The organism is Aneurinibacillus sp. XH2 (assembly GCF_001439585.2).
Classification (GTDB): Bacteria; Bacillota; Bacilli; order Aneurinibacillales; family Aneurinibacillaceae; genus Aneurinibacillus; species Aneurinibacillus thermoaerophilus.
This window is the reverse complement of sequence record NZ_CP014140.1, coordinates 2747111-2759932: the sequence shown is the minus strand read 5'-3', so window position 1 is coordinate 2759932 and position 12822 is coordinate 2747111. Positions and strand designations below refer to the sequence as shown.

At 43.7% G+C, this 12822-nt stretch carries 14 protein-coding genes; 9 read left to right on the top strand and 5 right to left on the bottom strand.

Features of this window, described 5'->3' with window-relative positions:
* Positions 1–3 precede the first annotated feature (3 nt).
* Entirely contained in the window at positions 4–1209 is a 1206-nt protein-coding gene (gene thiI, locus ACH33_RS13635) for a tRNA uracil 4-sulfurtransferase ThiI (protein ID WP_057899524.1), read from the top strand.
* 94 nt (positions 1210–1303) lie between these two features.
* On the opposite strand, the gene phaC is transcribed toward thiI, so the two are convergent.
* The 3 genes from phaC to ACH33_RS13620 form a co-directional block, all read right to left on the bottom strand.
* Positions 1304–2395, bottom strand: a complete 1092-nt coding sequence (phaC, locus tag ACH33_RS13630) for a class III poly(R)-hydroxyalkanoic acid synthase subunit PhaC (protein ID WP_057899523.1) — start codon at positions 2393–2395, stop codon at positions 1304–1306.
* Between the two features lie 58 nt (positions 2396–2453).
* A complete protein-coding gene (gene phbB, locus ACH33_RS13625) occupies positions 2454–3197 on the bottom strand; it encodes an acetoacetyl-CoA reductase (RefSeq protein ID WP_057899522.1) in 744 nt (247 codons plus the stop codon).
* 100 nt (positions 3198–3297) lie between these two features.
* Complete coding sequence (locus ACH33_RS13620) at positions 3298–3792, bottom strand: poly(R)-hydroxyalkanoic acid synthase subunit PhaE (RefSeq protein ID WP_057899521.1); 495 nt, start codon at positions 3790–3792, stop codon at positions 3298–3300.
* Positions 3793–4130: 338 nt separating this feature from the next.
* On the opposite strand from ACH33_RS13620, the gene phaQ reads away from it, so the two are divergent.
* The 6 genes from phaQ to ACH33_RS13590 all read left to right on the top strand — a co-directional run bounded on the left by phaQ (position 4131) and on the right by ACH33_RS13590 (position 8378).
* The gene (phaQ, locus tag ACH33_RS13615; RefSeq protein ID WP_057899520.1) at positions 4131–4562 is read left to right on the top strand and encodes a poly-beta-hydroxybutyrate-responsive repressor; all 432 of its coding nucleotides are present in this window, start codon (positions 4131–4133) and stop codon (positions 4560–4562) included.
* 75 nt (positions 4563–4637) lie between these two features.
* Positions 4638–5210, top strand: coding sequence for a polyhydroxyalkanoic acid inclusion protein PhaP (gene phaP, locus ACH33_RS13610; protein ID WP_057899519.1), 573 nt, complete (start codon positions 4638–4640; stop codon positions 5208–5210).
* A gap of 97 nt (positions 5211–5307) precedes the next feature.
* A complete protein-coding gene (locus ACH33_RS13605; RefSeq protein WP_057899518.1) occupies positions 5308–5751 on the top strand; it encodes a MaoC family dehydratase in 444 nt (147 codons plus the stop codon).
* A 412-nt stretch (positions 5752–6163) separates the two neighbouring features.
* Positions 6164–6865, top strand: coding sequence for a class II aldolase/adducin family protein (locus tag ACH33_RS13600; protein ID WP_204244838.1), 702 nt, complete (start codon positions 6164–6166; stop codon positions 6863–6865).
* Complete coding sequence (mtnA, locus tag ACH33_RS13595) at positions 6862–7923, top strand: S-methyl-5-thioribose-1-phosphate isomerase (RefSeq protein WP_057899517.1); 1062 nt, start codon at positions 6862–6864, stop codon at positions 7921–7923. Before ACH33_RS13600 ends, mtnA begins: the two co-directional genes overlap by 4 nt.
* A 215-nt stretch (positions 7924–8138) precedes the next feature.
* Entirely contained in the window at positions 8139–8378 is a 240-nt protein-coding gene (locus ACH33_RS13590; RefSeq protein WP_057899516.1) for a group I truncated hemoglobin, read from the top strand.
* 99 nt (positions 8379–8477) lie between these two features.
* Here ACH33_RS13590 and ACH33_RS13585 read toward each other — a convergent pair whose 3' ends face one another.
* Positions 8478–8894, bottom strand: coding sequence for a DoxX family protein (locus tag ACH33_RS13585; protein ID WP_057899515.1), 417 nt, complete (start codon positions 8892–8894; stop codon positions 8478–8480).
* A gap of 248 nt (positions 8895–9142) precedes the next feature.
* Between ACH33_RS13585 and ACH33_RS13580 the strand changes: the two genes are divergently transcribed.
* Positions 9143–9688: a helix-turn-helix domain-containing protein gene (locus ACH33_RS13580; protein ID WP_057899514.1), complete on the top strand. Its 546-nt coding sequence runs from the start codon at positions 9143–9145 to the stop codon at positions 9686–9688.
* Between the two features lie 155 nt (positions 9689–9843).
* Complete coding sequence (locus tag ACH33_RS13575; RefSeq protein WP_057899513.1) at positions 9844–11514, top strand: ABC1 kinase family protein; 1671 nt, start codon at positions 9844–9846, stop codon at positions 11512–11514.
* 149 nt (positions 11515–11663) lie between these two features.
* Here ACH33_RS13575 and ACH33_RS13570 read toward each other — a convergent pair whose 3' ends face one another.
* Entirely contained in the window at positions 11664–12602 is a 939-nt protein-coding gene (locus ACH33_RS13570; protein WP_057899512.1) for a phosphatase PAP2 family protein, read from the bottom strand.
* Positions 12603–12822 lie beyond the last annotated feature (220 nt).

Here is a 12822-nt window from a genome sequence, read left to right as displayed (position 1 = left end):
AGCATGCAGTATGAACATATTTTAATCCGTTATGGCGAGCTAGCGCTCAAAAAGCGTAACCGTGGCGATTTTGAAGCGCAGCTTGTCCGCAACATTAAAAAAAGCTTACAGGCTCACCCGAACGTACAGGTTGAGCGGGTGTACGGTCGGCTATATCTCGCATTAAACGGTGAACCGTATGAGCAGGTAGCAGAAAAGTTGAAGAAAGTATTTGGAATTTATTCGTTTAGCCCGACTCGCTTTCTTAAGACGTTCGAACTCGAAACGATCCAGCAAGCGGCACTGGAAGTGTTGAGAGACGTAGAACCAGTCCCGCGTACGTTTAAAGTAACGGTGAAGCGGCCAAACAAGCAGTTTCCGTATCGTTCCCAGGAGATGAACCATTTGGTGGGTAGTTACATCCTGCGCAATACGGAGAATATAAAAGTGGACGTGCACCATCCGGAAGTCGAACTCGTTGTGGAAATTCGTATCGAGGGGGTGTTTATTTCTTGTCGCACCATCCGCGGTATGGGTGGGCTGCCGACTGGAAGCAGTGGAAAAGCGATGTTGATGCTTTCTGGTGGTATTGATAGTCCAGTAGCGGGCTGGATGACCATGAAGCGCGGCGTACGCATTGAAGGCGTGCATTTTCACAGCTATCCATTCACTTCGGAACGGGCCAAGCAAAAGGTGATCGATCTGGCACGAATTTTATCGCAGTACAGCGGCGGAATGAAATTGCATATCGTGCCGTTTACGGAGATTCAAACCCAGATTCGTCAGCACTGCCCGGAGCATTATATGATTACGATTATGCGCCGCTTTATGATGCGCATTACGGAACGGTTGGCGCAGAAGCACGGAGCGCTGGCGATTGCGACTGGAGAAAGCCTGGGCCAAGTCGCTTCGCAGACGATGGAGAGTATGTATACGATTAATAGCGCGATCCATACGCCGGTTATTCGTCCGTTGATAGCGATGGATAAGGAAGAGATCATGGCAATTTCGAGACGAATTGGAACATATGAAACATCGATTTTGCCCTATGAAGATTGCTGTACGATTTTTGTGCCCAAATCTCCGGTGACGAAACCAAAACCGGAGCAGGCGGAAAAATTTGAGCGTGCGTTGGATGTGGAACGTCTCATTGAAGAAGCGGTTAACGGGGTAGAAACGATATGGATTGAATTTGGAGACGAAAAAGTAGAGCATCAAAATTTCTTCTAGAATTAGAATAACAGGGAAAATCATCTGAATTTCTTTGTCTCTTATATGCAAAAAAAGAGCAGAAATAACCTGCTCTTTTTTTGCGTTGCCTTTTTTATTTTGATCTTTGTTCCAGCCAGTCTCCGATCGTCGGATAAGTCTTGTTGATCGCCTGACGGCCGAAGCAAACGGAGACGTGACCGGTAGGCATTACCACATACGTTTTGTCTTTGCTTGAAATAACGGGCATTAAAGCTTCAATCTGGTGTGGAAGTGCGATATGATCGCGTTCGGCGGCAATGTTTAGCACGTTTGCCTTAATATTGCTCAAATCGACTCTGCGTCCCCGGATATACAATTCGCCTTTTAGCAGTTTATTATGTTGATAGAATTCACGAATCCATTGGCGGAACGCTTCACCAGGAAATGGTATTCCGTCATTTACCCATTTTTGCATTAATTTCCATCCGGTAACGAAATTATCATTTTCCGCCCGGTCAACGAGATTTACATATGGCCCATAGAAGTTTACGATTGGTTTCAACATTTTATTTCCAAAGTCGATCATCTCCGGTGGAATGATACCCAGTGTATCGACCATTTTATCCAGATTGAAATATTTTTCATCGAGCCAGTGCGTAAATAAGCCAGCGTCAGCGAAGTCAAACGGACTCGTCATAAAGATAATGTTGCGGATCGGCAGATCAGGGTGGAGTGAAGCGAAAATAGACGTCATCGTGCCGCCCATGCAGTAACCGAGTAAGGAAATTTCGTCAGCTCCAGATGTTTTCAGCACTTTACGGACAGCGCGCGGAATGTAGTCCATGATGTAGTCGTCCAGCTTCATGTTACGATCTTCCAGCGCGGGTGTGCCCCAATCGATAAGATAGATGTCGAAGCCGCGATTTACCAAGTATTCGATAAGGCTGTTACCAGGGGATAAATCAAGAATATATGGCTTATTGATCAGTGCATAAATCATCAGTAACGGCACGCGGTGTTTTTTGGGTATGGCCGGCTGATAGCGGTATAGCTTTGCTTTGTTTTTTGTCCAGATAATTTCCTTTGGAGTCAGACCTACTTCCGGTTCAGCTTCTGTCGTCAGTACTTCCGTCGCTTTTTTAAAGCGGCGGTACGTGCGCTTTATCTCCTGGGGCATGGAGTCCAGCAAATCTTCCCAACTTTTTTTTGTTACTGGAGTTGCCATGTTTCCTCTTCCCTCCAACCTTCGAAATATTGGTGAAATATTTTGTCTTTTTATGTAACTACATGTAAAGACCGCCGTTAATGTTTAATTGTTGTCCTGTGATATATTCCCCGTCTTGGCACAAGTAAATAACGCCGCGCGCGATTTCCTCTGGAAGACCGAAACGTCGCACAGGGATTTTAGCCACGATTTGTGCACGGATTTCGTCCGGAATGGCCTGCACCATTTCGGTGTCGATAAATCCGGGGCAGATGGCGTTCACGGTGGTACCTGTTTTTGCCAGCTCAAGCGCGAGCGATTTGGTAAAGCCAATCATGCCAGCTTTAGCCGCAGAGTAGTTTGTTTGACCAAATCCACCGGCCTGGCCAATGATAGAGGAGATGTTAATAATACGTCCCGCGTCAGATTCTAAGATGTGAGAGAGAGCAGCCGTTGTCATATTGTAGACGCTGTTAAGATTGACTTGAATGACTTTATTCCAATCTTCATCGGTGATTTTGCGGAAGGTACGATCACGGGTGATCCCGGCATTATTTATCAGAATATCGAGCTTTCCATATTTGGTGATGGTTTCTTCCACAAGAACACGTGCTTGCACCGTATCGGATACATCAGCTTGTGCGGCAAACGCTTTGCCACCGACTTGCTCGATTTCTTTTACGGTTGTGTCCGCAGCTTCCCTGTTGCTGCTGTAGTTAATCACAACTTTGACGCCATGCGCCGCCAATTCTTTGGCAATCGCTGCGCCGATCCCACGGGAGCCACCTGTCACAATCGCTACTCTACCGTTTAAGTTCACCATAAATGAAACACCCCTTAGCTGACGTCATATTTATTAAAGAAAATAATAGATTAAGCACATTCAAAGAGCAGTCCTATCAAGAAGAGGGCGGACAGAACGTTTACTCTTTTTTCTGCTCCGTTTTTTCTTTGGATGTTGTTTCTTTGCTCGCTTCGACTTTCGTAACAGAAAGGGATGGTGACTTTGCTTGTTTTTGCAGCAGATCCATTACCTGGTTTAGTTTTTTATCAAGGTTTTTCATTTCATTTTTTACCTGAGTAATTTCCCGAGCCATATTGAGACTATTAAGCTGGTGCGATAACTCTTCCTCAATGATTTCTTCTAGGTTGTCAATTTTTGCTTCGAGATTGACGATAAGGGAAGCAAGATTGGAAATGTCTTCCCGGGAAGGCATGTTAGCCTGCGCCAGGTATTTCTCTGTGGATTGTTTTACCATGTTTTGATATTGAAGGTACATGTTGAGAAACTGTCCCATAAATTCGGAGAAGTCTTCTTTGCGCATGGATTCATCAAAAATTTTGCTCCATTGTGATTCAGTTTTGTCATACAAGTCTTTCCACATCGCAAAAAGATCGAACGGGATTTGATTACTCACTTGCTCATCTCCTCTTTGGAATTAAATTTTTCCACCTCACTATATGTATGTAAAGGAGGAATTTTTATGTATGAAAAATACATTTCATGTAAAAGTATAGTAAAGGTGGTAATGAAACTCAAATGAAAACATTCGATAAATTATGATATTTTTTTAAAGATTTTATGAAGGTTTTATGAACTGAAAGGAAAAATTTCATTTTATAGTTTAGGTTCTATGACCTATTCTATTAGTCATGATAAAAACTTTATGAAAAAATTAACGGAAACGTTTGACAAAAATTTCTTATAGGTGTAAATTACATATAAGAGATATTTACAGATTTGTAGGTGATGCACATGTCTGCGAGTGATGAAAAAGCTCGTTCTGGAGCCCAAATCAAAGAAGAAAAGCCGATTAGTAGTGCGCCCAAGAATTTAATGGTTCCGTTCCTTCTGTTAAGCCTGCGCGGTTGGAACGTGCACGGCTATGAACTGATTCAGCAACTGATTAAATTTGGCTTTCCCTCCATTGATCAGGGAAACGTGTATCGGACGTTGCGGCAGCTGGAGAAAGAAAAAATGGTGAAATCCGAATGGGACACGTCAGCAGGAGGACCAGCTAAACGGGTATATTCGCTGACGGATGCTGGTGAACAGTATTTAAAATCGTGGGCCGCTTCGCTGGAGCAATACCAGACCATGCTGGATCGTTTCTTTGATATGTACACCCAATTCTTCATGTTGGCCCCTAAAGAGAAAAACAAGGCGGAAAAAGAAGAGAAAAAGTAATAACGGCGGTACTGCAGCATGCTGCACTTACCATATACACTTTTCTTTTACTCATTTCTTTAAGGAGGAATTGAGATGGCAGTCAACAAAAAAGCAGAAAAAGAGCCTGTTGCAGTGCAGGCGGCTAACCAGGGCGGCGCAAGCATGATTGATACGATGTGGGATGGCTGGATGAACGGCGTAAAGATGGTATATGCCTACCAGCGCGAGATGGAAAATTTGATGCTGCAGACGCTTGAGCGCCAAAAGGAAATTTGGGAGAAGACAACAGAGAACCTTGAAAAGGTGGAAGAGGAAATGAAGAAATTCCTCGAAGATGCAAAAGTAAGCTACCAGAATAACATGAAAAATGTTGGCGGTGAACAATTGGGCAAAACGTTTGAAGAATGGGCGCAGCGTCTTGATGAAATCGCAAAGCGTATTCAGCAGCTCACGTGGACACCGGGAAAAGCCAGTCTGAATGTCGTGAACAAATCGCAGGAGCAGTTGGAGGTTTCCTTCAAAAACTTGCTTGCTCAGCAACAAAAAACGCGTGATGAAGTGCAGGCATTAATGGATAATTTCTTGCAACAGGTAAAAATGACCCAAAAAGGCTTGCTAGAATCTTTAGAGGCAAACAAAAATAATACCATTAACATGTTTAAATAATATTTTCTCTTCCCCCCGTTGTTCGGGGGATTTTCCTTGTTTTTTTGTCGAAAGATGTCAAAATAAAAAGAAATACGTAAAGAAAGAGGAAAAGAAAATGGATGTATATGAAAAAGCAAAGCATGTAGTAGAAAGAGCATACGAGGATATTAACATTGGGGACAAGGCGGAAATAAGCAAAACAATTACGAACGAGGATATTGTGGCTTTTGCGGAGTTGACCGGCGATGTAAATCCGATTCATTTGGATGAGGAGTTTGCCAAGAAGACGTTTTTTAAGGAAAGAATTGCGCATGGAATGTTGACGGCTAGCTTTATTTCCACCATATTGGGCACGCAATTGCCGGGGACAAATACTATCTATTTATCACAGAATGTAAAATTTAAAGCGCCTGTCAAAATTGGTGATACCGTTCGTGTGATTGCTGAAGTGGTTGAGAAAAGGGATGACAAAAAGATTATCAAACTGCATACTACTTTGGTGAACCAAAACGGCATCACCGTTGTCGAAGGTGAAGCTGTTGTCATGAAAATGAAGTAGAACAATGAGAAAAAATGAAAGAACCCGGAACAAATAGCCGGGTTCTTTTGCTGGAACAAAAATTACTCTGTTTCACCGCGTGCTTGTGCAAGTAGCAAAGTGATTTCATAGACGCTAGGAAATTCCCAATCTTTCCAGTCAATCGCTTCCATTGCTTTCCTCTCCTTTCTTGCAGTTCGGGTTATATCAACGTATACTCAATGAGTGAACAATGAGAGATGAGTAGTAAAGACTTTTTTCAGGTAAGTGTAATTTTCACCTATTTTCTACTAGTCTACCCGAAATGGGTTGCGATTATTCCGCATTTCATATGTTGATTTTTTATACATAATATGACCTGTACTTGAGTAAAAGGAGGTGGAGAGCGTATGCCTCTTTTGTTATACCATCGGGGAGAGGCATGTTGCTCTTTATGATGAAGAAAGTAAAACTGGCCGAGGAAATGGTCGAGGTGGGACGCCGCTTGTACCAGAGTGGATTCGTGGCCGCTAATGATGGAAATATTAGTGTCCGGGTCAATGAGAAGCACGTGCTTATTACGCCAAGCGGTGTGAGCAAAGGGTTTATGAGCGCGAGTTCGATGCTTCTTGTAAACCTTGAAGGTGAGGTAATTGAAGGAGAAGGGCGTCCGTCTACGGAAAGCGCAATGCATTTTGATATTTACAAACATAGACCAGATGTGCAGGCGGTTGTACATGCTCATCCGCCGACGGCAACGGGATTTGCGGTAGCTGGCATTCCGCTTGACCAGTTGGCGATGCCTGAGCTGATTGTCACAATGGGGACAATTCCGCTTGCACCGTACGGCATGCCAGGTACAGATGAACTTCCGTCCACGCTTCGTCCATATTATCAGGAGCACGACGCCATTCTTTTATCCAACCATGGCGCTGTTACCATGGGACGAACGCTTACGGAAGCGCTTTTTAAAATGGAATCGGTGGAGATGTGTGCCAAGATTTTATTTACTGCGCGCATGCTTGGGCGCGTAAGGGAATTATCTGACGAACAGGTAGATAAGCTTGTAGATTCTCGTTCGTTTTATGGGTTAAAAGGCGCCCATCCGGGCAAAAAAATCATTGAACAACGCCGTAAGAAAGGGGAACAATCATGACAAAAACGTATCAACCTCTCCGGTCTGTACGCTGGGAAGATGATGAACTTGTACTTTTGGATCAAACAAAATTGCCGGAACAAACGGAGTTCCTGACGCTAAAAGATGTCAAGCAGGTTTGGGATGCTATCGAGCGCCTGAAAGTCCGCGGCGCCCCGGCTATCGGCATTACCGCCGCATATGGTGTGTACGTGGCCGTGCGCCATTTCCCGGCCGCGACAGCGGAAGAGTTGCTCGCTGAAGTAAAGAAACAGGCCGATTATCTAGCTACTTCGCGCCCGACTGCTGTTAACCTATTCTGGGCGCTAAATCGTATGGTCAAGATAGCGGAAATAGCGACAGCGCAGGGACAATCCCCGGAAGCAATGAAACGGATGCTGCTTGTGGAGGCGCAGGCGATTCAAGCGGAAGATGAAGCGGTGTGCCGCGCGATTGGCGAACATGCGTTGACATTGTTTTCAGATGGCATAGGCGTGTTAACACATTGCAACGCCGGAGGGCTGGCGACTGCCAAATACGGCACGGCTACAGCTCCGATGTATTTGGCACATGAAAAAGGCTGGAAGATAAAAGTTTTTGCCGACGAAACGCGGCCGGTGCTACAGGGAGCGCGTTTGACAGCGTACGAGCTACAGCAAGCCGGCATTGATGTGACGCTGATTTGTGACAATATGGCAGCTAAAGTTATGGCTAACGGATGGGTGCAGGCGGTTATCGTCGGTACGGATCGTGTAGCAGCTAACGGCGATGTAGCGAACAAAATTGGCACCTACGGACTTGCCGTTCTGGCGCGCGCTCACAATATTCCGTTCTATGTGGCTGCGCCGCTGTCATCGATTGATTTAAATACACCGACTGGAAAAGAGATACCGATTGAAGAGCGGGAAGCGGATGAGATTATCCGTGGTATGGGACGCCAAATCGCTCCGAATGATATTAAAGTATATAATCCGGCGTTTGATGTGACCCCGCATGAGCTTGTTACGGCTATTATTACGGAGAAAGGTATTGTACGCGCACCTTATAAAGAAAATTTACGAGCTTTGTTTGAAAAATAAGTAGCGAAAACATTAATAAAATATATCTGTTAAAGCGATACGCCTCTTCTAGTTTTGCAAGAATATAATAACGCATAGCAGAAGAGGCGTATTTGTTTGCAGAAGTTTAAAAAACTAGCGGCGTCAAGTGAAAATAACCGACAAATACCGAACGGTTAGCATAAACCATGGCTTTTGTGGTAGGCTTAGTGTAGAAAAAAAAGGAAAATATGGATATGAAGAAGCAGCGTCGCCACCAAACGTTGTTTATTTCTTTTGCCGCCGGCGGCCCGAATCAGTACACCGGCAAAAGTATGCGGAAAGCGCATAAAGGTATGAATATTAAACATGAGCATTTCATGGCGATCGTTAACCATTTGGCTGCTGCTTTGAAAGAGTTTAATGTGTCTGAAGAAGATATTCAAGCCATCGCTGAAAAATTAATGCTGATGGAAAAAGAAATTGTCGAAGCGTAGAAATTTTATCGTAAAAAGGCTCTTCACCATAAGTTAAGCGCACTTTGTGTGGTGAAGAGCCTTGTTTCTTATTTTCGCCTTCTTTTAGCGTTTATCCTTTTATAAGTTTGCCGAATGTCCCCGTTTTTTTCCTATCCGCTGATCGACAAACCCTTTGACGTTAGCGACAGCTAAATATAAACTCATTGCTAATAGTGCAAGTTCGAATTCATAACCGCTGTTTGTACCATCACCAAGCAGCCCGAATGGCAGTTTTGCTTTTATGATCGCTCCTGCCATAACAATCGTGAAAAGCATGCCAATATAAGGGACGCCTAAACCAATAATGAGAAATATTCCGCCTATCACTTCAATAAAAGCGACAATGTAAGCAAGCATCCCCGGTAGTCCAATGCTTGCGAACCATTGTGCGATTCCGTCTAACCCCGATTGGAATTTCATCATGCCATGAGCAAGAAAAATAATCCCTAAAATGACTTGAATCAATAAATTCGCAACTTGTTGCCGATTGCTCATATATAACTCCTTTCGTTTTTGGTTATATAAAAAAAAGTTTTCTTTTGATAAACTAATGATATAAATACGATAGGTTTTTGTCAAATAAAATTAAAATTAATATAAGTTACTAAAGTCTGTTAAGATAAAAGTATATAAATATAACTTGATACATGGATATCCTTTGGTGGTTTCAGGGAAGAATCAGGTAACCCCATCATAATAAATGTCAAAACATCAAAAGTAATGGATATAAGGAGTAATAGCAGATGAATATTGGTGCAACGATTCGTGAAATACGTCAAAGAAAAGGGATTACGATTGCACAATTATGCGAAGGAACCGGGCTATCAAAAGGGTTTATGAGCCAAGTCGAAAATAATAAAGCCTCCCCTTCCATTGAAACATTAGCCACCATTGCCAAGTTTTTAAATGTTCCGCTTCCTTACCTGCTACTTGAAAAGGAAAATCGGATGAAGGTGGTTCGGCACAACGAACGAGAACGTAGCATATACGGAAAAGACGGGTTAGTTATTGAACATGTTGCTGAGGAAGGAGGATTACGTTTGTCGCTTGTCGAGATTCCGGTCGGATTTCCAAAAGAGAATGAGCCGAATGCTCATGAAGGGGAAGAGTGCCATCTTGTATTGCGCGGAAAATTGGAAGTGCAGCATGGAGAAGATGTTGCCGTTGTAGAAGAAGGGGACTCTTTTTCTTGGTGTGCTTGTGTACCGCATATTGTTCGGAATATTGGGGATGAATCAGCATTGCTTCTTATTTCAAACTATATTGAAAATCGAAGAAGGATTTATTAAACGCTTTGATATGAAGGTAATCCTGTTTCCTATTTTCCTCCTCTTTTATTTGTGATGATCCTTTTCCTTCTTGATATAATCTGCCAGAAAGCGTGGAAAAGTATAAGTACCGAGATGTATAATTTCAGGGAGAAGAAGAAAGCAGGAGATTTGGTATGATTCATAATCGTTACTATCGTATTTTTGTTATTGTATCGATGACAGTGCGCTTTTTTCTTCAGGTGTGGTGGTTTCAACGCACACACCGGAACGGGGAGCGAGCGGATATTCAGGAGCGGTGGGAAGCGCTCGTTGCAAAGCAGGCTCGTGAGTATAAACGGACGGCGCTTCGCCTTGGCGGATTGCTAATTAAAATGGGGCAATTTTTAAGCACGCGCGCCGATATTATGCCACGCGCGTTTACCGTAGAACTGGCGGATTTGACAGACCGCGTGCCCCCGGTGCCGTGGGAGAAAAGCCGGGCGATTATTGAAAAGGAGCTCAATCAGCCGATTGATCACCTGTTTGCTAATCTGTCAGCAAAGCCGGTTGCTTCTGCTTCGATCGGTGAAGTGTACGAAGGGTATTTAAAAAATGGAAAGCGAGTGGCGATCAAAGTACAACGCGCTGGCATCGAAAAAATTATCGATGCCGATTTAGCGGCTGCCAGAGTCGTTGTTCGTCTGGCAAAGCGATTTACCCGCCTTGGAAAAACAATGGATTTGGACGCATTGTACCGCGAATTGGAGCGCACTGTTTCCCGCGAATTGGATTTTCGTAAAGAACACGCCTATGCCAAACGCTTTGCCCAAATGTATGAAAGGGACGATAAAGTGCAGGTGCCTCACTATTACGAAGAATGGATAACGAGGCGGATTCTTGTGATGGAATGGGTGGAAGGAGCGAAAGTTACCGATCACGCATTTTTGGAAGCGCATCGAATTGATCGTGATGATATCGTGCAGCGCTTGACAAACATGTTTTTGCAACAGGTGCTTATTCACGGCTTTTTTCATGCTGATTTGCATCCGGGAAACATTTTTATCCGACCTGACGGCACGATTGTATTGCTTGATTTCGGAATGGTAGGGGAAATTAGGCAGGAATCGCGCAAGCATATTCAAACTCTGATTCAGGCTGTGGTGCTTAAGGATTACGATTTGATGGTACAGGCGCTTGATGCTTTGCATTTTTTGGCACCACATGCTGACAAAGAACAGGTGAAGCTCGCCTTGCAACATGGACTTGAAATGTATTTTAACCGGGTGTTTGAGGTCTTGGATGACGAATTACTGGAAGAAATTCAGCTTAAGATTCAGGAATTTGTGCGGTTACAACCGGTTCAGCTTCCTGCGGAATATGCGTTTCTTGGACGAGCATTCAGCACAATTGTCGGCGTGCTCACGACGATTAAGCCGGATATTGACTTTATAGAAGTGGGGCGTCCGGTCGTTTCGGAATGGCTTAATCAACAGGAGATGTGGCTGGATAACCGTCGTCTGCTCGGCCAATTACTCCGGGATGTTGCCCGGGAAATGGTCGCTTTACCTCGTCAGATAAACCGTTGGATTGATTCGTCGATAGAAAAAGAGTATCGGGAACGAAAGCAGGCAGACATCGCGTGCTGGCTTGAACATTACAGAACGAAGCAGAGGGCGACACTTGTTTTTACGATCGTTGCGTGGGGAAGCGGCTTGACGTTATGGTTGGCCGCTCATACGCTGGAATCATATTTTTGCTTTGGAGTTACAGCATTGGCGCTGCAGCAGTGGATTTCAGCGTATCGTAAAGTCAGAAATTTATTGAAAGAGCATTCCGGAGAAGGATGGAATCGGAGAATAAATTAGGAAAAGCTTGGTTGACTTTTTCGCAAGGAAGCACACCGCCAGGAGGGGGGATTGGAAACGAATCTGTTTCGTAAGCAAAAAAGGCAACCAAGCTTATGGGAAGAAGATAGGGATTGGAGGAGTTTCAGGGTGAAAAATGGTACTCATCTTTAATTATTTTGTAAGTCACGTTTTAATACTGTTGCTTCGACTGTAGCGCCTTTCTCTTTAACCGCGCGTTCTCCCCATTTTTCATATAGTTTATCCACTATTTTTACCGTTCCCCAACCAAGTATCATGCCAGCAATTACATCGATGACCCAGTGAATTTCAAGGTACATGGTTGAAAAAATAATAAGCGAGCAATACGTTACCATAAGCCGGCGGAAGATTTTTCCCTTTTCCCTTAAGGCGAGAAGCAAGATGGCAAATGAAACGGACGTATGCATGCTTGGGAAACAATTCAGTGACCAGACGGCTGCTTGCTCCGGCGTGAAGTTGCGTGCCATTCCATCGGGATGACCGAGCACGTACCACACCTCTTGAAGAAGCACGGTTGTGTAAAATGGCACAATAATCGGAAGCTGGAACGTATGGCTGGAGAGCACATAGCGAAGCATTTTCCCTGTATCTCTTGTCAGAAAACTACGGATGACAGCTACCCATAATGCCAGCGAGAAACCGTATCCGTATACCCAACGCAGGAAGATGGTCAACCACTCCGGCTGGTAGATGCGGACGAAAGACGCATCATTAAAAGGAATGCTACGAAACAAGTGGTTCCAATTGAAAATATGTTTAATGTTTTTCATTTCCCATGAAGCGAGTTTATACCAGATATACGGTGCATAGCGATATATGTAATAAAGAATAAACAGCAGAAGAACGCCTTTGGGCAGGAAAGCGAGCCAGTTAATTGGCTTTTGGTCTTTCTTGAAATCGAGCAGTAACAATCCTAAGAAGATCCAGTTGAAAATAATCCAATTTTCTACAGTTGAGATATTCCAGACGATGATCCCTGCCAATACCAGCCAGATAACAAGCAAAATGCGCCGCGCAACAGGCATGCGCGTGATGCGGTGAAGCAACCCCTCTGTATGTTGTAGCATAGTTACACCTCTTAATTTTTAATATTCTATTTACAAAACGTTAATATTCAACTCATTATACTGAAAAAGATTGAAAGCTCGCTACTTGTTTTATTGGAAATGATAAAGTTGGAAAATAATAAATATGTAAAGTAAAATAACATTACTTTACATAAATATGCTTTCAAGCTATGAATTTATGAAAAAATACGAAAAAAAGAGAAAAAAGCTATGTAAACGG

Bases quoted from the DNA above. Each gene is read 5' to 3' on its own strand.
- thiI (WP_057899524.1), top strand. From the start codon at position 4: ATGCAGTATGAACATATTTTAATCCGTTATGGCGAGCTAGCGCTCAAA.
- phaC (WP_057899523.1), bottom strand. From the start codon at position 2,395: ATGGCAACTCCAGTAACAAAAAAAAGTTGGGAAGATTTGCTGGACTCC.
- phbB (WP_057899522.1), bottom strand. From the start codon at position 3,197: ATGGTGAACTTAAACGGTAGAGTAGCGATTGTGACAGGTGGCTCCCGT.
- phaQ (WP_057899520.1), top strand. From the start codon at position 4,131: ATGTCTGCGAGTGATGAAAAAGCTCGTTCTGGAGCCCAAATCAAAGAA.
- phaP (WP_057899519.1), top strand. From the start codon at position 4,638: ATGGCAGTCAACAAAAAAGCAGAAAAAGAGCCTGTTGCAGTGCAGGCG.
- ACH33_RS13605 (WP_057899518.1), top strand. From the start codon at position 5,308: ATGGATGTATATGAAAAAGCAAAGCATGTAGTAGAAAGAGCATACGAG.
- ACH33_RS13600 (WP_204244838.1), top strand. From the start codon at position 6,164: ATGATGAAGAAAGTAAAACTGGCCGAGGAAATGGTCGAGGTGGGACGC.
- mtnA (WP_057899517.1), top strand. From the start codon at position 6,862: ATGACAAAAACGTATCAACCTCTCCGGTCTGTACGCTGGGAAGATGAT.
- ACH33_RS13590 (WP_057899516.1), top strand. From the start codon at position 8,139: ATGAAGAAGCAGCGTCGCCACCAAACGTTGTTTATTTCTTTTGCCGCC.
- ACH33_RS13585 (WP_057899515.1), bottom strand. From the start codon at position 8,894: ATGAGCAATCGGCAACAAGTTGCGAATTTATTGATTCAAGTCATTTTA.
- ACH33_RS13580 (WP_057899514.1), top strand. From the start codon at position 9,143: ATGAATATTGGTGCAACGATTCGTGAAATACGTCAAAGAAAAGGGATT.
- ACH33_RS13575 (WP_057899513.1), top strand. From the start codon at position 9,844: ATGATTCATAATCGTTACTATCGTATTTTTGTTATTGTATCGATGACA.
- ACH33_RS13570 (WP_057899512.1), bottom strand. From the start codon at position 12,602: ATGCTACAACATACAGAGGGGTTGCTTCACCGCATCACGCGCATGCCT.